We start from the raw sequence: 20138 nt of genomic DNA, 5'->3' as shown, positions 1-20138 counted from the left end.
GGACGCCGGTTGGCGCGACCCTCAAGGGCACCACGTCACCGGCGTCCGCACCGGACAGACCCGAGCGGAGGATCAGGATGCGGGCCACGCCTTGGCCTTGGCCTTGGACCGGTCGTACCAGATCACCGGCGCCGGCTTGTCGTCGAGCGGCAACGACTCGACGAACTGTGTCGTCACGTCGAGATGGTCGGCGACCACCTTGACCGGGTTCGAGGCCAGCCACTTGTTGGCGGAGATGTCGGAGTACTCCGGGTACTTGAAGATCTCGACGAAGATCAGCTTCTCGTCGCCGGTGTTCTGCACGTAGTGGCCGGCCACCAGGGGCACGATGCCGATGTCGCCCGCCGTGTAGTCGAAGGTGCGGGCGAGCCCGTTCGAGTCGAAGATCGTCATCCGCGCCTGGCCCTGGATGTAGTACTGCCACTCCGCGGCCTTCGGATGCCAGTGCAGTTCGCGCATGCCGCCCGGCTCCACCTCGACGAACGCCGCGGAGATGGTCTTGGCGGCCGGGAACACGTTCACGTCGACGATCCGCACGCGGCCCGCCTCGGACTCGATCGGCTCGACGTCGGCCATGTGCAGGGTGAACGGCGAGGGCACCTTGCCCGCCGGCACCGGCCGGTCGACCTCGGCGATGGGGCCGGGCAGGTCGGCCCGGAAGATGTACTTCTCGGACTTGGGGAGGCTGCCGATCTCGGCGACGGTCTTCTTGAGGTTCGCGGCCACGACGTCCTGCGGCGTGTGGGCGAACCAGTCGGACAGCAGGAACGTGAAGTTCTCGGAGAAGTCCGGGTCGCTGAACACCAGCAGGAACTCGACGCCGTCTTCCAGGCCCTGGATCGAGTGGGGAAGCCCGGCCTCGAAGTTCCAGAGGTCGCCCGCCTTGACGTCGTCGATGAACGACCTGCCGTGCTCGTCGATCGCCGTCAGGCGGCAGCTGCCGACGAGCACGAGGGCCCACTCGGCCTCCTTGTGCCAGTGCAGCTCGCGATAGGCGCCCGGCTCCAGGGCCATGTTCACCCCGGCGACGTCGAGCGACGACGGGATCTCCCGGTTGGTGACCTCGCGGGCCCAGCCCCCCTCCTCCAGACGCTGGTGGGCGTCGGAGAACGAGTACTTCATGTTGGCCATCGTGCCGTTGTCGGTGGCCGGCGGCACCAAGATGTCCGGGTTCTCCCTGTCCCGCCAGATGTCCCGGGGGCCGAGATCGAACCAGCCCTTGTTGTCGGACTCCCTGATCGGGTGAGGGATGCTTTGCACGGCGGTCACGCTGTCTCCTCCCATTCATGGGCAACAGGTTCTCGCCGAGCGCCATACCCGGGTCCCGTCGCTTCACGCCCGGGGACCGCGGCGGCACGCCGCCCCGCAGTCGCCTCATCCGACCGGCGCCCCGGTCAGCGACGGGGCGGGTTGCGTCTGCGGGTCAGCGGAGGCAGCAGGGGCAGCAGGGGTACCTCCGGGGACCGGTCCGACGACCACTTGGCCGGTGGTGCGAACGTGAACGCGGCGAGGGCGAGCAGCACCGCGTCGTAGTTGACCCGCCAGCCGGCGAAGTCCCGCCATGCCTGTTCGCGGTCGGTCTTGACCGGGACGCCCTCACCCGCGAGTTCGTCGTAGACCTCGTCGAACTCGTGCTTCGCGACCGAGATCTGCTGCCCGGGCCACTGCGGGTCCGGGTCGAAGCCGATGCCGAAGACGCCGGCGATCTTCCGCAGGGTGATGTAGCCGGCCCTGATGCACAGCTGCGCCTCGGTCGATCGTTCCTGATCCAGTGTGGACGCGGTGATCGAGGCGGCGTCCAGGACCGCGCCCGCCGCGGTCACCCAGGAGCGCCTCGGGTCGGGTGAGCGGAAGTAGGCGATGGCCGGAAGCGAGGTGTGGGTCTCCTCGATGTCGGTGAACCAGCTCTGCCAGGTCCGCCACACCTCGTCGAGCCGGTCGAGCCCGTCGATGCGGGTGTAGCGGATCAGCAGTTCGGCCGGTGAGGGCGGCGACCCGGCCCGGATGTCGAGCCCGGCCACGGCCGCCTCACGCCGGGAGAACGACGCGTAAGTCGAGGGCAGGTAGCTGATCAACATGGCGATCACGCCGATGCCGAAGGCCGCCTGCGTGAACGCCAGAACGGTGGACGGGAGATCCTTGGGCACCACGAAGCCCAACGTGAACATCGACGAACCGCTCAGGACGACGGCGTGGCGCACCGGCCGGACGCCCAGCGCCCAGTACATCAGCACGTAGCCCGAGCCGATGAGCAGCAGCCAGGCGACCGCCAGGCTGATCAGGCCGAGCGGCCCGTACAGCGCCATGGCACGTTCCTGCTCGACGTAGTCCTTCGCGTACCGGTACCGGAGGTGGAACGGCACCCGGACGCCACGGAACACCCAGCGGGTGAGCAGCATCGGCGTCGCCCGCGGCACCACCAGGGTCTGCACCGCGGAAATGGCGGTCGCCAGGACCGTCACCGCGCCCGCGGCGAACACGACAACCGACGGCAGCGTCCCGGCCATCGTGCCCATGGTCAGTCTCCTTGCCGTCGGCCTCTGCGACACGTTCGGCACTGCCACGGTCCACGACCGCTACGTCGTCATGAACAAACCGCCGGGTGCCGACACCGCCCAGTGTGTCAACGTGACCGGCTCCAGATTCCCGGTCACGGCAACGCGCGGCGGCTCGACGCCCCGATCACCCGCGTCGAGCCACCGTTGCCGGCGGGGCATCCGCCGCGATCTGCTGCACCACGGCCGAGGCCATCCGGATCGAGCCGATGCCGGTCGGGTGGAACGGGTTCGCGCTGTCCAGCCCCTGGATGTCGGCGCCGAGACGGTCACTGTCGGGCGTGCACAGCGGGGCCAGCCGCGGCGTGGCGACGCTGAACTTGTACTTGTGCGCACCGCTGACGAGCACGTCGTTGAGTGCCGTGTTGCGGTTGGACAGCAGCGTGATGTTCGTCGGGTCGAGCCCGTTCGCGTTCGCCGGACCCTTCGCGTCGGCGCAGTCCGCGTCGGGGTTGAACACGTCGTACGACGTCATGACGATGATCTGCGGCCGGCCCGGCAGGTTGTCGAGGGTCTGCAGCAGCTCGCCGTAGTCCCGGTCGAACGCGGCCAGCCGGTAGTCGAACTCCCCCTGGGTGAGGTTGTCGTGGCAGTCGGCGACGGCGTAGCAGTACGTGAGGAAATCACCCCAGGCGAGGTCGTTCGGACCGATCACGACCGCGACGTATTTCAGCCCCCGCACCTGCTGCAGCAGCCCGACCTGGCTGGGTAGCGTCTGCCCGCCGCGCACCTGCGGGCCGAGCAGGCCGCTCGGGATCGACGCCCCGGAGCAGGCCAGGTTCAGCACACGGGCACCCTGCATCCTGCCGATCTCCCCGGCGAGGGAGTCCGAGCTGCGCCCGCAGGCGGTGTCGTCCGCGGTGGCGCCGGCGACCGGGGCGCCCCCGACGCGCGCGGCACGCGAGTCGCCGATCACCGCACCGGCGTAGCCGGTGACCTTCGGGCCGACCGGCATGGGTGCGAGGTGCCGGGTGCCGACGAGGTCGGCGAGCGACCGGACGCCGTGCAATCCCTGCACCGTGCCGGTGTACGCGAGGGCCCCGGCGCCGGCCCAGGCCAGCATCGTCACCGTGACGGCGACGGCCGTCATCCGCAGGCTCTGCGCCACGCCGCGGTGCCACAGCTGCGACACGGACTGCTGCCGGTGCGGTGCCCGGCTCTGCCGCCGGAGGGTGGCCAGCACGCGGATGTAGCCGACGGCCGCGGTCGCGGCGAGGGTGAAGGCGAGCAGGCCGAGCGTCGCCCAGCCGTACCAGCGCAGGAATCCGTTGCCGACCGCGGACATCGCGGCGGCTCGCACGTGCGGCCCGGTCGTGGGGTCGATCGCGGCCGCGGCCGCGGCGTTGCGCTGGATCGGGCCGAGCGTCAGCTGGGGGCGCAACGGTCCGAAGACCTGCAGCGGCGCGATGTCGATGCGGGTGTTGCCGATCTGCACCAGCTGGGCCGGGCCGGACAGCGACAGGCCGGGCGGGCGCGCGCCGACCGACAGCTCCTGACCGGCGATCGCCAGCTCCTGCGGCGGTGTCAGGCCGACCGTCGCGGGGATGCCGACCAGCAGGCAGAACGCCACCAGGAGCACCGTCGGCAGGGAACGTGCCTCCCGCAGCACGGCACGCAGCCCGCGCGGCCGGGATCCGTTGTCGAACGTCACGACTCTCTCAGCACTTCCGTTCATGGGCACCAGGGCACCCGCGCTCACCTCCCGCGGACGGCCGCAACAGTACCCGGCACGGCGCCCCGGCAGCGTTGTTCGCGGGCCGGTGTGATGCAGGCACACGAGGGTACGGCGGGGATTCCGGCTGGACACAGCGACGCAGGTCCGCAGCGAAGGGGGCAAGGCAATGAACAACCGACCACACAACACGACCACCAACACCGGCATTCCCACGTCCAGCGACGAGCATTCGCTCACCGTCGGCGCCGGTGGTCCGAATCTGTTGCAGGACGGCGTTCTGATCGAGAAGCTGGCCCACTTCGTCCGTGAGCGTGTCCCCGATCGCGTGTATCACGTCAAGGGCAGCGGTGCCTTCGGCTACTTCGAGGTGACCGACGACGTCACCCAGTGGACCAAGGCCGCCTTCCTCAACAAGGTCGGCAAACGCACGCCGATCCTTGCCCGGATCTCGACGGTGGCGGGCGAGGAGGGGTACCCGGACACCGACCGGGACGTGCGGGGCTTCGCCGTGAAGTTCTACACCGAAGAAGGCAACTACGACATGGTCGGCAACAACACGCCGGTCTTCTTCGTCCGTGACCCGATGAAGTTCCCCGACTTCATCCACTCGCAGGAACGCATGCCCGACAGCGGCCTGCGCGACAACAACATGCAGTGGGACTTCTGGACGGGCTCGCCCGAGTCGGCGCACCAGGTGACGGTCCTGATGAGCGACCGGGGCACCCCGCGCACGCTGCGGCACCTGCACGGCTTCAGCAGCGACACGTACATGTGGCAGAACGCCGGCGGCGAGAAGTTCTGGGTCAAGTACCACTTCAGGACCGAGCAGGGCATCCAGAACATGACCGACGCCGAGGCCAGGGCCATGAAGGGCGAGGACCTCGACTACCACCGGCGCGACCTGTGGGAGGCGATCGGCCGCCAGGACTACCCGGCGTGGCGCCTCGAGATGCAGATCATGCCGTACGAGGACGCGGCCGGCTACCGCTTCAACCCGTTCGACATCACGAAGGTCTGGCCGCACAAGGACTATCCGCTGATCCCGGTCGGCCGGATGGTGCTCAACCGCAACCCGGAGAACTTCTTCGCCCAGATCGTGCAGGCAGGGTTCGAGGTGTCGAACATGGTGCCGGGCATCGGGCCCAGCCCGGACCGGATGGTGCTGGGACGGATGTTCGCCTACGGCGACTCGCAGCGGTACCGCACCGGGCCGAACTACGCCCAGCTGCCGGTCAACCAGCCGCTCGGCGAGGTGCACAACTACAACAAGGACGGCCCGATGCGCTACCACCACAACGGCAACCAGCCGGTGTACGCGCCGAACAGCTACGGCGGGCCCAAGGCCGACGCGCGGCGCTACCGCGACGCGGGCTGGTTCGTGGAGTCCGCCGAGATCATGCGTACCGCCTACGAGGCGCACCGCGACGACGACGACTTCATCCAGCCCGGCACGCTGTACCGCGACGTGATGACACCCATCGACCGCGAGCACCTGGCCGGCAACATCGCCTGGCACCTGAACCAGGGGGTGGAGCGCTTCATCCAGGAACGCGCCGTCAACGACTACTGGGCAAAGGTCGACCCCGACCTCGGCGCCCGCGTCGCCCGCGAGATCGGCCTGACGGCCGCGTCGCGATAGCGGCTCCCTTATGGCTGGGCCGCCGTGCGGCACTGGACGCCGTTGAGCAGGAAGGCGTCGGGGATGCCCGCGGCGCCCCGGCCGTCGATCGTGGTCCCGATGTCGTGCACCGACGCGCCGGCCGCGAGGTCCGGGTGGCCGGGCAGGGGCGCCACGCTCACCCGCTGCCCCTGCTGCAGCCAGACACCGTTCCAGCCGTCCCGTATCCGCTGGCCGTCCTGGAGGTCGAACTGCAGCGCCCACTGCCGGACGTCGGCGCCGCCGGTGTTGGCGATCGACAGGGACACGGACGCGCCGCGGTCCCAGGTGTCCTTCACCTGGTACGTCACGCTGCACGTCGACCCCGCCGCGCTGTCGGACGGGGAATCACCGGGCGGTGCGCCGGCGTCGGTCGTTGGTTGCTTGGCCGGGTCCGAGCTGCCGGCCCGCCAGGACCCAGCGGACACCGCCGGACGTATCTGGCCGGCCACGGTGGCGGTGACCGCCACCCCGGCCGCGGCGGCCAGCACCGCCGCGACCGCCACCGTCACCGCGACGCGGCCGCTCCGCCCGCCGCGTCGCGGTGGTGTCGCCAGCAGCTCCACCGTGCCGGTCAAGGTTCGCGGTTCGGTGTCCGAGGGCGGCGGGCCGTTGTCCACCGCGCCCACCCGCACCCCTGACAGCGCGGCGAACTGGCGGGCGAGTGTGGCCGCGGACGGCCGCAGCACCGGCTCGGCGGCGACACAGTCCTGGTACAGGGCGGCGACCTGCAACGGCATTCCCGGGATCACCGGCAGCGGGGTCGGCCCCGGGTCGCCGCGCAGCAACCCGTCCCTGCGGTTCGCCGGCGGCCGGCCGGTCAGCGACGTGAACAGCATGACGCCGAGGGCGTAGACGTCGGCCGCCGGGCCATCCGTCTCCCCGCCGGAAGCCCGGCGCACCCGGGGACCGGCGAGTGCGGCGATGCCGAAGTCGACGACTTTGACGCCGGTGTCGGTGAGCATGATGTTGCCGGGTTTGATGTCGCGGTGGGCGAGGCCGCGGGCGTGTGCGGCGGACAGCGCGGCGGCGGTGTGGGCGCAGACCTCGACCGCGGCGCGCCAGTGCAACGGTCCGCGGGCCAGGCGGGCGGACAGTGTCTCGCCGTCGAGGAGCTCCATGACCACGAACGGTTCGTCGCCAGCCACGCCGTAGTCGTAGACCGCGGTCACGTTGGGATGGTTCATCAGGGCGGCGGCGGCCTGCGCCTCGGCCTGCAGCCGATCTGCGTCCGGCAGCCGGGTGCTGAGCAGCTTCACCGCCACCCGCCGTCTGAGCACCTCGTCAAAGGCCCGCCAGACGACCGACATGCCGCCCTCACCGATGGGCTCGATCAACCGATACCGACCAGACAACACCCTTTGTTGCGCAACCACCCGGAACAGTCTGCCACGCGCCTGGCCGCCGGCGTCCCGAGCGGAATCCCGGTGCGCCTGCCGGACCACCTCGCCCGCGGACGGCCTAAGTCCAGGCGACTCGGGCAGTAGACCGAGGTGCTCCGTCCGCACAGGCGAACGACCCCTACTGCTGAGGAGGACGACATGCACAGGCACGCTGCCTACGTCACCGAACTGCTCGGTACGTTCTTCCTGGTGTTCACGGTCGGCACGAGCGTGCTCACCGGGAGCCCACTCGCGCCGCTGGCCATCGGCGCCGCGCTGATGGTCATGGTGTACGCCGGTGGCCACGTATCCGGCGGCCACTACAACCCGTCGGTGACGATGGGTGTGCTGCTACGGCACCGGATCACGGTCGCCGACGCCGTCGCGTACTGGGTGGCCCAGATCCTCGGCGGTGTGCTGGGCGCCGCCCTCGCGTACTGGGTGGTGAACCCGAGGCGTTTCGCGACGCTGTCCCTGTCCGGACGGTCCTGGCTCGCGGCGGCGCTCGTGGAGGCGTTGTTCACCTTCGCGCTGGCCTACGTCATGCTCAACGTGGCGACGAGCCGCAGCAACCCGAACAACTCCTTCTACGGCCTGGCGATCGGGTTCACCGTCACCGCCGGCATCGTCGCCGTCGGCCCGATCTCCGGCGGCATGTTCAACCCGGCGGTCGTGGCCGGCGCCTTGGTGATGGGGCTCATCACCTGGTACACCGCCGCGATCTACCTGGTCGTCCAGCTGCTCGCCGGTGCCGTGGCCGGTGTCGTGTTCCTCGCGCTCAATCCGGACGAGGTGGAGTCGAGACCACGGGTCGAGGAAGCCGTACGGTGAACCGCGTCCTGCCCGGCCGGCTGTCCACGCCGACGCCGCCGCCGTGCCCCTCGACGATCGCCTTGACGATGGCGAGCCCGAGCCCGCCGCCACCGGCCGAGTAGCGGCGGGACGCGGCGCCCTGGGTGAACCGGTCGAAGACCTGGGGAAGCAGCTGGGCCGGGATGCCCGGGCCGTCGTCGACGACGCTGAGCTCGGCGTGGTCCCCCGACACGGCCAGGCCGGTGGTCACCGTGGTGCCGGGCGGCGTGTGGACCAGGCCGTTGGCCAGGAGGTTCGCCACCGCCCGGTGCAGGCCGGCCTCGTCGCCGGTCACGATCACCGGCTCCTGCGGCAGGTCGAGCCGCCAGCCGTGGTCGGGGCCGGCGACGCGCGCGTCACTGACCGCGTCGATGACGAGCCAGGACAGGTCGACCGGCGCCGTGGCCGGCGGCCGCTCCGAGTCCAACCGGGCGAGCCGGAGCAGATCCTCCACCAGCACGGTCATCCGCATCGTCTCGGACTCGACCCGGCGCATGGCGTCGGCCACCTCCGGCTGGACACCGGCCCTGCGGCGGGTCAGCTCCGCGTAGCCGCGGATCGCCGCCAGCGGCGTGCGCAGCTCATGGCTGACGTCGGCGCTGAACCGGCGCAGCCGCGTCTCACCCGCGTGCCGCGCGGCGAGAGCCTCGGCGACGTGGCCGATCATGCGGTTGAGCGCGGCGCCGACCCGGCCGACCTCGGTGCGCGGGTCGGCCTCGGGGACCCGCACCGCCAAGGCGACCTCGCCGCGATCGAGTGGCAGCTCGGCGACCCGTTGCGCGGTGGCGGCGACCCGCTCCAGCGGGCGCAGCGTCCTGCGCGTGATCAACCCGCTGAACACCGCCGCCAGGACCAGGCCGACCAGGCTGACACCGGCCTCGACGGCGGCGAGTTGCAGCTGCGCGGTCTGCAGCGGGGCCAGCGGACGCCCGATGATGAGCTTGTCCCCGTCGGCGGACCTGGCGGCGAACAGCCGATAGTCGCCGAGGCCGGGCACGTGGCGGGTGACCGGGCGGTCCAGCGGCAGACCCCTGAGCGCCGTCGTCTGCTGCGGGGACAGGTTCTGCTGCGCCCCGGTCGCGGTGTCACGCAGCCCGGAGTCCGTCACCGTCTCGCCGACGATCCGGGTGAGCACGGTCTGCGCGTCCACACCCGGCGCGTTGGTCAACGGGTTGTTCACCGGCGGCGAACCCGGCACCTGGATCTTGCCGTCGGTCTTGTCGAAGGACACCACGCGACCGGACGTCGTCCCCAGCTGCCGGTCGAGCTGGGCGATCTGCAGGCGGTGCACGACGAGCCCGGTGACGACGCTGAGGGCGACGCACACCGCGGCGAGCAGCACCACGTTCTGGACGATCAGTTGCGTACGCAGCAGCCTGGACGCCCACCAGCGCGTCCACCGATGCGCCCACCGATGCGTCCACCGGCGCGGGTGCTCAGTCGGCGGGTCGCAGGACATACCCGGCACCCCGCACGGTCCGGATCATCGGCGCCCGACCGGCGTCGATCTTCTTGCGCAGATGGGAGATGTACAGCTCGACGATGTTCGTCTGGCCGCCGAAGTCGTAGTTCCAGACCCGGTCGAGGATCTGCGCCTTGCTCAGCACCCGGCGTGGATTGCGCATGAGGAACCGCAGCAATTCGAACTCGGTGGTGGTCAGGGCGATCGGCTCATTCGCGCGGTACACCTCCCGGCTGTCCTCGTCGAGCGTCAGGTCACCGACGACCATTGCGGTGGGCTCGGGCCTGGCCATGGCGCTCGTCCGCCACATCAGCCCGCGGAGCCGGGCGAGGAGTTCCTCGAGGCTGAACGGCTTGGTCACGTAGTCGTCGCCACCGGCGGTCAGGCCGGCGACCCGGTCCGCAACGCTGTCCCTGGCCGTCAGGAACAGCACCGGGAGCTCGGGGGCCTCGGCGCGGAGCCGGCGCAGCACCTCCAGGCCGTCCAGGTCGGGCAGCATGACGTCCAGGACGACCGCGTCAGGCAGCACCGAACGCGCGAGGCGGACCGCGGTGGCGCCGTCGCCGGCGTGGCGCACGTCCCAACCTTCGTAGCGCAGCGCCGTCAGCAGCAGGTCGGCCATCGCCGCCTCGTCCTCGACCACGAGCACCCGCACCGGCCTGCCGTCGGCTCGGCGCAGCTCACGTCCGCCTCGCGCCGCGACGGGTGGCATCAGATCCGTGCCGGTCCGGGGCGCCTCGTCCACAGCGTCACGGATCCAGCTCGATCACGGGTCTGCGCATGAGGCTCCTCGTTGAAAACAGGACTCCGTCAGGCAGGGCACAGGTTGCAGATAGGTCCGCTACCCAGCATGGGACCCGCGACACCGGCCGTGGCCGGATTCCAGAACGGCCCGGACTGCACGAGAAGGGTGAGGCCAGGATGCGTCAGGCCGACACGAACGACCGGAAACTGAACGGCGACATCGAGATGCGTCAAGGCAACGGGAGCCACGTGGGCACCGCGCTGTGGCCGGTGTGGGACTCGACGCTGCACCTGATGGTCACCGATCGAAGCCGGCTCGCCGCGGCCCGGAAGCTGGTCATCGAGCAGGTGACCGCCATCGACGAGGCGTGCAACCCGTTGCGCCCCGACTCGGAGGTGCGCGCGCTGCGGCGGGCCCGGGGCCGACCGGTGCGGCTGAGCCCCCTGCTGGCCGAGCTCGTGGCCGTCTCGCTGCGCGCGGCGCTGCTCAGTGACGGCTGCCTCGACCACATCTCGCTCGACCGCATCTCAAGCGAGGTCCTGCGCGCACCCGGCGAGCCGGCCGGGACGATGCTGGATCTGAGCACCATGGCCAGGGCGTACGCCGTGGACCGTTGCGCGCGGCTGGTTCACGAACGTTGCGGCGCCGGGGTACGCGTCGCCATCGGCGGCGACATCGCCGTCGCTGGGCAACCTCCCGCCCGCGGGTGGGCAAGCCTGATCCGGTCGGCTCCGGCCGCTCGCGACCCCCTGCTCACCCTGGATTGCACCATGTCGACCACGGCCGGTCCGCAGTCATCGGACCGCGATGCGTCGACGCGTTCCACGGTTCGTCCGGGCAGCCGCTCGGCCGTCCCGCTGTGGCGGTCCGTGTCGGTCGCCGCGGCGCCGTGCACGTATGCCAAGGCGCTCAGCATGGCCGCGATGATGCGCGGCCGCGCCGCACCGGACTGGCTCCGCGGACTCGGTGTGTCGGCCCGGCTGGTGGCCACGAACGGTGAGGTGATCACCGTGGGGCGCTGGCCGGCGCACGGGCTCGGATAGCCGTGGGGCCGGCGTGGTAGGGGCACAGGATCCGTTGGCCGGTCGGTACCGGTTGATCGAGCCCATCGGTGAGGGCGGCATGTCGGTCGTCTGGCGGGCCTATGACGAGGTGCTCAGACGGCGGGTGGCGGTGAAGCTGCTCAGCACCCGGCTGCCAGACGCGGGCCGGCTGCGCGCCGAGGCACAGGCCGCCGCCCTGCTCAACCACCCCAACGTCACCGCCGTCTACGACTACGGCGTGGCTGGCGACGAACCGTTCGTGGTCATGGAGCTCCTCGACGGCGAGACACTGTCCGCCCGCCTGACCCGCGGACCGTTGCACTGGCGCGCCGCGGTCGAAGTCTGCGCCCACACCGCCGCCGCGCTGTCCGCCGCACACGCCCGCGGCCTCGCCCACCGCGACATCAAACCCGGCAACATCATGCTCACCGACACCGGCGTCAAAGTCGTCGACTTCGGCATCGCCGCACTCGCCGGCCGTCCGGTGGACGGCCCGGTCGTCGGCACACCGGGCTACCTCGCTCCCGAGCGCCTCGCCGGCGAGATCGGCGGGCCGGCCGTCGACGTCTACGCCCTCGGCATCGTGCTGTTCCAGTCGTTGACCGGACGCCGGCCCGCCGGCGTCGACGGGCTGGTGCGCGACGACGTGGAGCTGACGGTGCCGCTGGTCCCAGGGATGCCGCCGGAGGTCGCGGCGCTCTACCAGGAGTGCCTCGCCGTCGACCCGGGCGCGCGGCCGTCCTCGGCGACCCTGGCGAGCCGGCTGGCGGCCCTGGCGGGGATGGGGACGGGCGCGTTGGACGGCGGCCCGCCGACCTCACGCACCGGAACCGAGCGCACCGGGACCGAGGACCCGCGGACCGCGCCGCCACGCCGCGGCCCGCGGGTTCCTCGCACGGTGCTCGGCGCGGCGCTGGCCGCCGCCGTGCTGGCGGCGCTGGCGCTGACCTTCGGCACGCTACGGCTCCCCAGCACCGGTCTGCGGGCCGCACCGTCGTGCACGGTGGGGTACCGGGTCACCGAGATCTGGCCCGACGGCGCAACCGTCGCACTGTCGATCACCAACACCGGCAGGACCGACATCACGCGCTGGGCGCTCACCTTCGACCTGCCGGACGGCGTGCGGGCACGACCCGGCTGGAACGGCACCTGGCGTCAGCAGGGCACGCACGTCAGCGTCGCCGCCACCGCGGACAACGCGTACCTCGCCGCCGGCGCGTCGGTCGGCGACGTCGGCACGAACGTCGACGGCAAGGACGCCGGCACTGTCCCGGAGCGCTTCACGCTCAATGGAAAACCCTGCCGCAGCGGCGCACCGCTCTCCTGACGCGGCCCCGCACATTCACCCCGAGATCAGTGCGCGGCCGCCGGTGACATGGCCACCGACCGGGTACCGCAGCGGAAAGGCGCAACGAGACCGGGAGGTGATGCGCCGCGTCCCGGTCCAGGCTCGCAGGGCGGACATACGGTCCGGTGGTGCCGCCGTGGCTGGCCGAGGTGGTGCGGCCGCGCCCGATCTCGCCGCCGTGGCCGCGGATGATCCGTGCGCCACTGGTGATCTGCCTGCCGCTTGCCGTGGCAATGATGACCGGGCACCTGCTGACCGGCCTGCCCGTCGCGATGGGTGGCCTGATCAGCTCGGTGGTCGAGCGCGGCGGCCCGTACCCCGGACGGGCCAAGCGGCTCGGCACGGTCCTTGTCCTCGGCAGCGCGCTCGGCCTGACGATCGGGATGCTGACCTACGGCAGGGGCTGGATCGCGGTAGCGGTGATCATGGTGCTGGCGCTGGTGTCGGCCGTGATCAGCGCCGCCGGCAACGTCGGCTCGGTCACCGGGATGCAGCTGCTGCTGTTCGCGGTGCTGGGCACCGGCCCGCTGGGGATGATGGGACCGTGGTGGTCGGTCGTGGGCCTGTTCCTCGCCGGAGCCGCCTGGGGCACCGGGCTGTCCATGCTCGGCTGGTTGTTCGTCCCCCACGCGCCGGAGCAGCGCAGCGTCGCCGAGGCGTACCGGGCCGTCGCGCGGCTGCTTCGCGCGATCGGCACGCAGACGTTCGACGACGAACGGGCCCACCTCACGACCGCGCTCAACACGGCCTTCGACGAGATGCTCGCCGCACGAGCCACGGTGGGCGGCCACGACACGCGGCAGATCCGCCTGATGGCCGCGCTCAACCAGACCCATCAGATCGTCGAGGCCGCGATCACGCTCGCCGGCGAGGGGACCCGCCCGCCGCCGGCCGCCGCCTGCTACCTCGACGCCGTCGCCGACACGATCCAGCACACCGCGGCGGGGCACGCGCCCGCGCTGCCGCCCGCGACGGACACACCCGGTGGCCGCGCACTGCACGAGGCCCTGGCCGGCACCTCCGACGTCCTGGCCGGCGGTGCCGTGGCAGCGCGCCGACCCGCCGCACGCGGGCACGAACAGCTCCGGGCCTCCCTCGCCGCGGTCCACCCCGGGCGGCTGGTCCGGCTGTTCGCGCTGCGGCTGGTGCTGTGCACGGGCGTCGCCGCGGTCGTGAGCGAGGTCGTCGCGATGCAGCGTTCGTACTGGGTGATCCTGACCGTCGTGGTCGTGCTGAAGCCGGACTTCGGCTCGGTGTTCGCCCGCGGCCTGCAGCGCGGCATCGGCACGGTGGTCGGTGCGGTGGTGGGCGCCGCTCTGCTCGCGACCGTGCCGTCCGGCCCGCTGCTGCTGATCCCGATGGCCGTCCTCGCGTTCCTGCTGCCCTACGGGTTCAGCCTCAACTACGGCCTGCTCGCCACCCTCCTCACCCCGCTGGTGGTCCTGCTGATCGACCTGCCATCCGGAGCCGGGTGGCAGCTGGCCCAGATCCGGCTGGTCGACACCCTGGTGGGCTGCGCCATCGTGCTCCTGCTCGGCTACCTGCCGTGGCCGAGCAGCTGGCACGTCGATGTCGCGGCGCGGTTCGCGGACACGGTGTCGGAGGTCGGGTGCTACCTGCAAAAGGCGTTCGGCGAGCGGCCCGCCGGCCGCTACCTACCGCGGCGCGAGGCCGACCGGCGGCTGTCCGACCTGCGCACCGTGTTCCAGCAGTCGCTGGCCGAGCCGGCCCGGATCAGCCGGCCCGTGACCGCCTGGTACCCGGCGGTCGTCGCGCTGGAACGCACCCTCGACGCCATCACCGCCACCGCGGTCGTCACCGACCGCGGCGCGGCCCCGCCCACCGGCTCGGCCGTGCACCAGCTGGTCGATGCGATCGACGCGATCGGCGAGTCCGTCCGCCACGCCCACCCGCCGCCCCGGCAGCCGCTGCCCACCGAACCGGCGGCGAGGCCGGTCGCGGATGCCGTGTGCACGCTGGAACGGCTGCTGTGGCGTCCGGGGGATGCCACGGCGTGACACGTGCCCGCCCGCCGGCGCTCCCGCGAGCCGGTCCTCAGGACGGCAGGGGGAGCCAGGCGAGGACGTCGCGGATCTTGTCGTCCCAGTGGGTCCACTCGTGGGTACCGGCGCTGAACTGGGCGGTCAACGGGACGCCGCGTCGCGTGCAGGCGTCGCGGAAGCGGACGTTGCCGTCATACAGGGCGTCCTCCGTGCCGCACCAGGCGAACAGCGGCGGCGGGTCCGTGACCTTGTCCAGCAGCGCGAGGAGGTCGTTGTCGCTGCCGTCGAACGGGGTGTCGCCGAACACGCGCCGCCACATGAGCGGGTCGACCTCGGAGACCATCGTGCGCATCCGGTCGCCGAGGTCGAGCACGCCGGAGAGGCTGGCCGCCGCGCCGAAGCGCTCGGGGTGGCGCAGGGCGAGCTTGAACGCGCCGTAGCCGCCCATCGACAACCCCGCCACATAGGTCTCCTCGGGGCGGGCGGACAGCCGGAAGAAGCTGCGCGCGATCGCCGGCAGCTCATCGGCGACGAAGGTCCAGTACGGGCGGCCCCACGCCTCGTCGGTGTAGAAGCTGCGCTGGACCTGCGGCATGACCACGGCGATGCCGAGCTCGGCGACGTACCGCTCGATCGAGGTGCGCCGGGTCCAGATGGTGTCGTCGTCGCTGAGGCCGTGCAGCAGGAACAGCGTCGGCACGTCGCCGTCGCGGCCGCTGCCGGACATGCCGATCTGCCCGGTGGTGCGCTGGGGCAGCACGACCGTCATGGAGGTGCTGAAGCCGAGGACGTCGGAGAAGAAATCGCAGCGCATCAGAGCCATACCTCACCCTAAGGTGGGTGGGTGGAACGCCGCGCCAACGCCGCCCTCGCCGCGTTGTCGGTGGCCACCTTCACGTTCGTCACCGTCGAGGTGATGCCGATCGGGTTGCTGACCCTGATCGCCGACGACCTGGGACGCACCCGGGCCGAGGTCGGGTTGCTGCTCACCGGGTATGCGGCGGTCGTGGTGCTGCTGTCGGTGCCGATGGCGGCGCTGACGCGCAAGATGCCGCGGCGGCTGCTGCTCGGCGCGACCCTCGGGGTGTCGGCGGCGGCGACGGCGGTGTCCGCGCTCGCGCAGAACTACGCGACGCTGCTCGGCGCGCGGCTCGTCGTCGGGCTCACCCAGGCGCTGTTCTGGTCGATCGTGGCATCGACCGCGACCGCGATGTTCCCGCCGTCGCAGCGCGGCCGCACGGTCGCGCGGATGTCGATCGGGGCGTCCCTGGCGCCGGTGCTCGGCGTGCCGCTCGGCACGTGGCTGGGGCAGCAGCTGGGGTGGCGGGCCGCGTTCTGGGTGATGGCCGTCGTCGGCGCCGCGACCTGCGCGGCGGTGGTGGCGCTGCTGCCCGCGGCGCTGCCGTCAGGGGCCACCGCCGCACGGGCCGTCGCCCCGGACCGGCGGCGCTACCTGCTGCTCCTGCTCGTCACCGCGGTGGGGATCACCGGGGCGATGGCCGCGCAGACATACGTGACGCCGTTCCTGCTGGACGTGACGCACTTCGCCGCGTCGTCGCTCGGGCCGCTGCTGCTGGTCTCCGGCGCCGGCGGGGTCGTCGGCACACTCGTCGTCGCCCGGTTCCTGGACCGGCACCCATGGCCGGCCCTCGCCGTGCCCCTGGCCCTGCTGTGCGCGATGGCGGTCGTGCTGTTCACCGCGGGCACGGTCCAGGTCCTCGCCGTCATCGCCCTCGCGGTCACCGGCGCGGCGTATGCGGCCTTCGCGGCCGGGGTGCAGAGCCGGGTCCTGCAGGTCGCACCCGGCACCACCGACATGGCGTCGGCCGGCAGCAGCGCCGCGTTCAACATCGGCATCTCGGCCGGCTCGTTCATCGGCGGGGTGATCATCGAGGACGTGAACGTGCGGACGGTCGCCCTCGCCGCCGCCGTCCTCATCGCCGTGGCCCTCGCCGCGCTGCTGACCGACCCGCTGCTGCCCCACCCACCGCTGCCCGACCCGCTGCTGCCCGATCCGCTGCTGCCCGATCCACCGCTGCCGGCGGCCGGCCCGCAGGCAGCGGCGCCCGAACCGCCGAAGGCCGCCGCATATCCGGAAAAGTCCGGTCATCCGAACGTGTGACCGCTGTCGGATCATCTACATTCCGTTGTGTATCAGCCGGAAAACGCCGGTACATCGACCCGGCTTAACCGCTTCCAGCAGCCAGAACACCGATACGGAAATCCACCTGCGCGAATTGCTGATCGGCCGGAAGTGTACTCGGCGCGATGGGCGGGCTCCCCTACGATCGGGCTAGTTCAGGCACTTTTTCCGCGGGGTCGGCGTGAGGGGGCAGGCAAGTGGCGGACGAGCAGACCGCGACCGTCCGCACCACGCCGGCCGAGAAACGAGCGCTGGCGCGGCGCCTTCGCGACGCCGACACCCACCGTGCCTACGCGGCCTGCAACACCCTCACCGGCCCCCTCACCACCCCCACTGGCCCCCACCTGCCGGTCGTGTACAGAAGCACGGCCCGCCCGGCGCAACGGTTCATGCTCAGCGTCCTCATTTCGCTGAACTTTCTCACCGCGATCGTCTTCATCGGCTGGCTCGCGCTGCCGCGGCACATCCCGGGCGCGATGTCCGGCGCGTCCGCCGCCGACTGGCACGTGATCGTGGCGCGGGTCGCGTTCTGCTTCGTGATCCTCGTCGAGTTGGTGCGGCTGCTGCAGAACCTCGCCGTGTGGGTGTTCGCGTGGAAGGCCGCCGACCCGGTGCCGATGGTGCCGGAGCCCGGGCTGCGCATCGCGATGCTCACCACGATCGTGCCGGCGAAGGAGCCGATCGACGTCGTCGAACGGTCGCTGAAGGCGATGCAGAGGGTCCGCTACCCCGGCCACGTCGACATCTGGATCCTCGACGAGGGCAACGACCCGCGGGTGAAGGCGATGGCGAAGAAGCTCGGCGTGAAGCACTTCAGCCGCCGCGGCATCCCGGAGTTCAACCAGCCCGACGGGCCGTTCCGGGCCAAGACGAAGGCCGGCAACCACAACGCGTGGCGCTTCACCCACGAGCACGTCTACGACGTGGTGGCGCAGATGGACCCCGACCACGTGCCGCTGCCGAGTTTCCTGGAGCGCACCGTCGGCTACTTCCGCGACCCTGACGTCGCGTTCGTCGTCGCCCCGCAGGTGTACGGCAACATGTACGGCGGCTGGGTCGTGCACGGCGCGTCGGTGCAGCAGTACCTGTTCAGCGGCCTCATCGAACGCGGCGGCAACGGCCTGGGCGCGCCGCTGCTCATCGGCACCAACCACCTCTACCGGCCGCTCGCGTGGGCGCTGATCGACGGGTACCAGGACAGCATCATCGAGGACCATCTCACCTCGATGGTCGTCATGGGGTCGAAGAACCCGCTCACCGACCACCGCTGGAAGGGCGTCTACACCCCGGACGTCATCGCCGTCGGCGAGGGCCCGACGACCTGGACCGACTACTTCAACCAGCAGAAACGCTGGGCCTACGGGGTGTGGGAGATCCTGCTGCGCCGCAGCCGGCCGCACCTGAAGAAGCTCAGCGCCGCGCAACGGCTCTGCTACGGCCTGGTCCAGTCCTACTACCCGAGCGTCGCGCTGTCCGCGGTCTCCGGGACCCTCGCCACCGCCGCGTACCTGGGCTTCGGCATCGGCGCGATGCGGGTCGAGTGGCAGCTGTGGCTGATCCTGTGGTCGGCGAGCATGGGCAGCTGGGCGCTGCTGTGGCTGTGGCTGCGCCGGTTCAACCTCGCGGAGCACGAGCGCCGCGAGCTCGGCGTGCACGGCATGCTCCTGGCGTTGTTCGCGGTCCCGGTGTACGTCGTTGCCGGGGTCGCCGCCCTGCTGCGCCGTCCGCTCGCGTACGCGGTGACCGCGAAGGGCCGCCTCGCCAGCGCCGACAACCCGAAGTCGTTCCGGCTGCACGCCGCGTGGGCGGGGGTGTCCGCGGCGCTGCTCGGGGTGAGCTGGTGGCTCGGCCACCACTCCGACGCGCTGCGGTTCTGGTCCGCGCTCAGCATCGTCGCCGGGATCTCGCCGCCGCTCATCGCGTGGATCACGTGGCTGCGCAACCGGCGGATCACCGTGCAGGAGGCCGACCTGACCCAGCAGACCGGCCCGCTCGTCATGACCGTGCGCGGCAAGGCCGCCGTGGTCCGCGAGTCGATCACCACCACGTCGACGATCCGGCTGTCGGACCTGCCGCACGTGCCGGGCCTCGACCTGATCGTCCCCGGTGGGCGGCCCGCGCCCGTGGTCGAGAAGGAGCCGGTGTGATCACGCTGCCCCGGCTCATGCTCGCCGCGCTGCTGCTCGTCGGCGGCTACACGTTCGTGGTCGCGCCGAGGGTCGCCGCCGAGACCGGCCCCGCGGTCCGCTGGGAGACCAAACGGGCCGAGCCGCGCCCCACGTTCACACCCGGCCCCACCCCGCAGCGCCCCACGTCGTTCCCGCAGCAGGGCAAGGCGTTCTTCGGCGTGTTCACCTCGCGCGGCCCAGCCGACCTGACCGAGTACGACGGGTTCGTCGCCGCCGCCGGCAAGACGCCGCAGGTGATGATGTTCGCGCAGGGCTGGGCGGTGGCCAAGACGTTCGACCGGCAGCCGTTCGACCGCATTATGAACCGCGGCATGCTGCCGATGCTCGCCTGGGAGCCGTGGAACTTCCGCTCCGAGTCCAAGCAGGACCGGCAGCGCGGCGAACAGCCCGACTACAAGCTGTCGAAGATCACCGGCGGCGCCTACGACCCGTACGTGAAGGCGTGGGCCGAGGGGATCAAGAACCTCGGCTACCCCGTCGCGATCCGCTTCGCGCACGAGATGAACGGCTACTGGTATCCGTGGTGCGAGTCCGCCAACGGCAACCGCAAGGGCGACTACGTCGCGGCGTGGCGGCACGTGCACGACCTGTTCCGCGCCGCCGGCGCCGACAACGTCATCTGGGTGTGGAGCCCGAACGTCGCCTACGACGGCTCGACCCCGCTGCAGCAGCTGTACCCGGGCGACGGTTACGTCGACTGGGTGGGCCTGTCCGGCTACTACGGCACCGGCGGCCTCGAGCAGTACCAGACCTTCGACCAGATCTACCGCAAGACCCTCAACGAGGTCCGCAACATCAGCAAACGGCCGATCGTCATCACCGAGGTTGCCGCCACCGACGCCGCCGGCCGCAAGGCCGAGTGGATCACCGACCTGCTCAAGACCCTGCCGAAGCACCCGGAGATCATCGGGTTCCTCTGGTACGAGTCGGTCAAGGAGACCGACTGGCGCATCGCGGCCACCCCTGCGGCGTCGAAGGCGTTCGCCACCGGCATCGCGCAGCAGTACTTCACCGCCACCTACTCGCCCGACATGGTGCCCCGCACGGCAGTCGCCGCGGCGACCCCCAAAGTCAGTTAGCAAGG

At 71.4% G+C, this 20138-nt stretch carries 15 protein-coding genes; 8 read left to right on the top strand and 7 right to left on the bottom strand.

From position 1 onward, the window contains the following. Positions 1 to 72: 72 nt before the first annotated feature. The 3 genes from AB0K00_RS17155 to AB0K00_RS17145 all read right to left on the bottom strand — a co-directional run bounded on the left by AB0K00_RS17155 (position 73) and on the right by AB0K00_RS17145 (position 4206). On the bottom strand, positions 73 to 1269 hold the full coding sequence (locus tag AB0K00_RS17155) for a cupin domain-containing protein (RefSeq protein ID WP_363521715.1): 1197 nt from the start codon (positions 1267 to 1269) through the stop codon (positions 73 to 75). 125 nt (positions 1270 to 1394) lie between these two features. Then, positions 1395 to 2516, bottom strand: a complete 1122-nt coding sequence (locus AB0K00_RS17150) for a hypothetical protein (protein WP_363521712.1) — start codon at positions 2514 to 2516, stop codon at positions 1395 to 1397. Between the two features lie 166 nt (positions 2517 to 2682). After that, the gene (locus AB0K00_RS17145; RefSeq protein WP_363521709.1) at positions 2683 to 4206 is read right to left on the bottom strand and encodes a hypothetical protein; all 1524 of its coding nucleotides are present in this window, start codon (positions 4204 to 4206) and stop codon (positions 2683 to 2685) included. 190 nt (positions 4207 to 4396) lie between these two features. On the opposite strand from AB0K00_RS17145, the gene AB0K00_RS17140 reads away from it, so the two are divergent. After that, entirely contained in the window at positions 4397 to 5869 is a 1473-nt protein-coding gene (locus AB0K00_RS17140; RefSeq protein WP_363521706.1) for a catalase, read from the top strand. An 8-nt stretch (positions 5870 to 5877) separates the two neighbouring features. Here the strand turns inward: AB0K00_RS17140 and AB0K00_RS17135 are convergent, their stop codons facing one another. Then, on the bottom strand, positions 5878 to 7224 hold the full coding sequence (locus tag AB0K00_RS17135; protein WP_363521703.1) for a serine/threonine-protein kinase: 1347 nt from the start codon (positions 7222 to 7224) through the stop codon (positions 5878 to 5880). A 204-nt stretch (positions 7225 to 7428) separates the two neighbouring features. Here AB0K00_RS17135 and AB0K00_RS17130 point away from each other — a divergent pair, with 204 nt between their 5' ends. Continuing rightward, a complete protein-coding gene (locus AB0K00_RS17130) occupies positions 7429 to 8100 on the top strand; it encodes an aquaporin (RefSeq protein WP_363521700.1) in 672 nt (223 codons plus the stop codon). On the opposite strand, the gene AB0K00_RS17125 is transcribed toward AB0K00_RS17130, so the two are convergent. After that, a complete protein-coding gene (locus AB0K00_RS17125; RefSeq protein ID WP_363521697.1) occupies positions 8048 to 9580 on the bottom strand; it encodes an ATP-binding protein in 1533 nt (510 codons plus the stop codon). The two genes, AB0K00_RS17130 and AB0K00_RS17125, sit on opposite strands and share 53 nt — an antisense overlap. After that, positions 9558 to 10295, bottom strand: a complete 738-nt coding sequence (locus tag AB0K00_RS17120; RefSeq protein ID WP_363522140.1) for a response regulator transcription factor — start codon at positions 10293 to 10295, stop codon at positions 9558 to 9560. Before AB0K00_RS17120 ends, AB0K00_RS17125 begins: the two co-directional genes overlap by 23 nt. 209 nt (positions 10296 to 10504) lie before the next feature. On the opposite strand from AB0K00_RS17120, the gene AB0K00_RS17115 reads away from it, so the two are divergent. The 3 genes from AB0K00_RS17115 (at position 10505) to AB0K00_RS17105 (ending at position 14737) form a co-directional block, all read left to right on the top strand. Then, the gene (locus tag AB0K00_RS17115) at positions 10505 to 11371 is read left to right on the top strand and encodes an FAD:protein FMN transferase (RefSeq protein ID WP_363521694.1); all 867 of its coding nucleotides are present in this window, start codon (positions 10505 to 10507) and stop codon (positions 11369 to 11371) included. 52 nt (positions 11372 to 11423) lie between these two features. Beyond that, positions 11424 to 12698, top strand: coding sequence for a serine/threonine-protein kinase (locus AB0K00_RS17110; protein WP_363521691.1), 1275 nt, complete (start codon positions 11424 to 11426; stop codon positions 12696 to 12698). A 149-nt stretch (positions 12699 to 12847) separates the two neighbouring features. Then, positions 12848 to 14737 carry an FUSC family protein gene (locus tag AB0K00_RS17105; protein WP_363521688.1) on the top strand — a complete coding sequence of 630 codons (1890 nt, stop codon included), beginning with the start codon at positions 12848 to 12850 and terminating at the stop codon, positions 14735 to 14737. A 37-nt stretch (positions 14738 to 14774) separates the two neighbouring features. Here the strand turns inward: AB0K00_RS17105 and AB0K00_RS17100 are convergent, their stop codons facing one another. Next, the gene (locus tag AB0K00_RS17100) at positions 14775 to 15545 is read right to left on the bottom strand and encodes an alpha/beta hydrolase family protein (protein ID WP_363521685.1); all 771 of its coding nucleotides are present in this window, start codon (positions 15543 to 15545) and stop codon (positions 14775 to 14777) included. A 21-nt stretch (positions 15546 to 15566) separates the two neighbouring features. On the opposite strand from AB0K00_RS17100, the gene AB0K00_RS17095 reads away from it, so the two are divergent. The 3 genes from AB0K00_RS17095 to AB0K00_RS17085 all read left to right on the top strand — a co-directional run bounded on the left by AB0K00_RS17095 (position 15567) and on the right by AB0K00_RS17085 (position 20133). Beyond that, a complete protein-coding gene (locus tag AB0K00_RS17095; RefSeq protein ID WP_363521682.1) occupies positions 15567 to 16844 on the top strand; it encodes an MFS transporter in 1278 nt (425 codons plus the stop codon). A 218-nt stretch (positions 16845 to 17062) separates the two neighbouring features. Further along, on the top strand, positions 17063 to 19012 hold the full coding sequence (locus tag AB0K00_RS17090) for a glycosyltransferase (protein WP_363521679.1): 1950 nt from the start codon (positions 17063 to 17065) through the stop codon (positions 19010 to 19012). Then, complete coding sequence (locus AB0K00_RS17085) at positions 19009 to 20133, top strand: glycosyl hydrolase (protein ID WP_363521676.1); 1125 nt, start codon at positions 19009 to 19011, stop codon at positions 20131 to 20133. The genes AB0K00_RS17090 and AB0K00_RS17085 overlap by 4 nt, the downstream gene beginning before the upstream one ends. Positions 20134 to 20138 lie beyond the last annotated feature (5 nt).

This window comes from Dactylosporangium sp. NPDC049525 (genome assembly GCF_040676755.1).
Lineage (GTDB): Bacteria > Actinomycetota > Actinomycetes > Mycobacteriales > Micromonosporaceae > Dactylosporangium.
This window is presented reverse-complemented; position numbering and strand designations above follow the sequence as displayed.

Coding starts and splice junctions, on each gene's coding strand:
- AB0K00_RS17150 (WP_363521712.1), bottom strand. CDS start 2,516: ATGGGCACGATGGCCGGGACGCTGCCGTCGGTTGTCGTGTTCGCCGCG.
- AB0K00_RS17140 (WP_363521706.1), top strand. CDS start 4,397: ATGAACAACCGACCACACAACACGACCACCAACACCGGCATTCCCACG.
- AB0K00_RS17130 (WP_363521700.1), top strand. CDS start 7,429: ATGCACAGGCACGCTGCCTACGTCACCGAACTGCTCGGTACGTTCTTC.
- AB0K00_RS17125 (WP_363521697.1), bottom strand. CDS start 9,580: ATGTCCTGCGACCCGCCGACTGAGCACCCGCGCCGGTGGACGCATCGG.
- AB0K00_RS17120 (WP_363522140.1), bottom strand. CDS start 10,295: ATGCCACCCGTCGCGGCGCGAGGCGGACGTGAGCTGCGCCGAGCCGAC.
- AB0K00_RS17115 (WP_363521694.1), top strand. CDS start 10,505: ATGCGTCAGGCCGACACGAACGACCGGAAACTGAACGGCGACATCGAG.
- AB0K00_RS17100 (WP_363521685.1), bottom strand. CDS start 15,545: ATGGCTCTGATGCGCTGCGATTTCTTCTCCGACGTCCTCGGCTTCAGC.